Raw genomic sequence first — 1,317 nt, forward strand, 5'->3', positions numbered from 1 at the left:
GTGCAAAGTCGGGGCGCAGCTTCAGCGCTTCGGTGAACTGGGCTTCGGCTTCGGCATACAGCTTTTCTTTATAGAGCTGCAGGCCGCGGTCATTGGCGCGCTGGGCCAATTGCCGTGCAGAGCTGGGCACCGCCAGCGGTGTGGTGATCTTCTGTTCACCGCCCTGCAGGTCTTTCACCACCACGGTTGCCGTGGGCGGTGCCGCCACCGGCACATCGCTGCCAGCAGTCGGCGCGGCAGCGGGCGGGCGCGTGGCATCCAGCTTGCTGTTCAGCGCAATCGCATCGACAGACAACTGGCTCGTCTGCGCGCTCAAAAACTCCGCCTCTGCCGGCAGCGCAAACACAAAGTCGCCACCTTCCGAGCCCGGCAGGCTGCCAAAGGCCGGCGTCTGCCGCGACACCGACGCCACGGCCGGCGCCACATACGCGGCCAGCTCGGTCGCGGTGATCAGGCCGTCGCCGTTCAGGTCGGCCTTGCCGCCCATGGCCTGCAGCAGCGTCCAGGTAAACACCGAATGCCCGTTCGGCCCGCCGTCGGCCACCAGCTGGTCGGCGCCGCCGGCCGTCAGCATCTGCCGGCCCAGGCGCTTGGCGTTGTCGCGCAGAAAGTTGCCAGAGCCCGCGCCGCGCGTCAGGCCCAGCCCGCTGTAGCAGGCGTCCATCACAAACAGCACATGCTTGGCTGTCAGGCTTTCCGCAATGTTCTGCAGCTCCGTCATCGGCACCGCGTCCGTCGCGATCTTGTTCGGGTCTGAATCTGCCGGAATGATGTAACCCAAATCGCGGCCCGAGCTCAGCTGCCGTGTGGCGCCGTGCCCGGCAAAGAACACGAACAGCCGGTCGTTCTTTTTCATGCCGCTGTGCGCCAGCTTGTCATGAAAGGCGGCCAATATGCCGGTGCGTGTGGCCTCGCGGTTTTCCAAAGAGATCACGTGGTCGGCGGCAAAGCCAAAGCGCTGGATCAGCGTTTCACGAATGGCACGCGCGTCGCGCACCGCGTACTGCAGCTTGGGCCAGCTGGCATAGTCGTCAATGCCAATCACAATGGCCCACGAGTCGCTGTAACCCGGGTTGGCCGCCTGCGGGGCGGGCGCCACGCCAGCGCCCTTGGCCACGGCAAAACCGCTGCCGTCCCAGCTCGCAAACTGGTAGCCGTCGGCCACCAGGCGTTCCAGAATGCCCGGCAGTGCTTTCACCGTGCGTTCATGAATGTCATGAAACAGCACAATGCCGCGGCCTTCTTTTTCTACCGACTTCAGCACGCGTTCCACAATCGAGCTGGGCACCGGGTCGGCCCAGTCGAGCGAATCAATGT

At 64.8% G+C, this 1,317-nt stretch carries 1 protein-coding gene; it reads right to left on the bottom strand.

What is annotated here, in order from left to right:
* Positions 1–1,317 (bottom strand): caspase family protein (locus tag AC1DWI_RS23455; protein WP_477725952.1); only part of this gene is annotated, 1,317 nt, incomplete at both ends.

Source organism: Polaromonas sp. P3_C2, assembly GCF_056402675.1.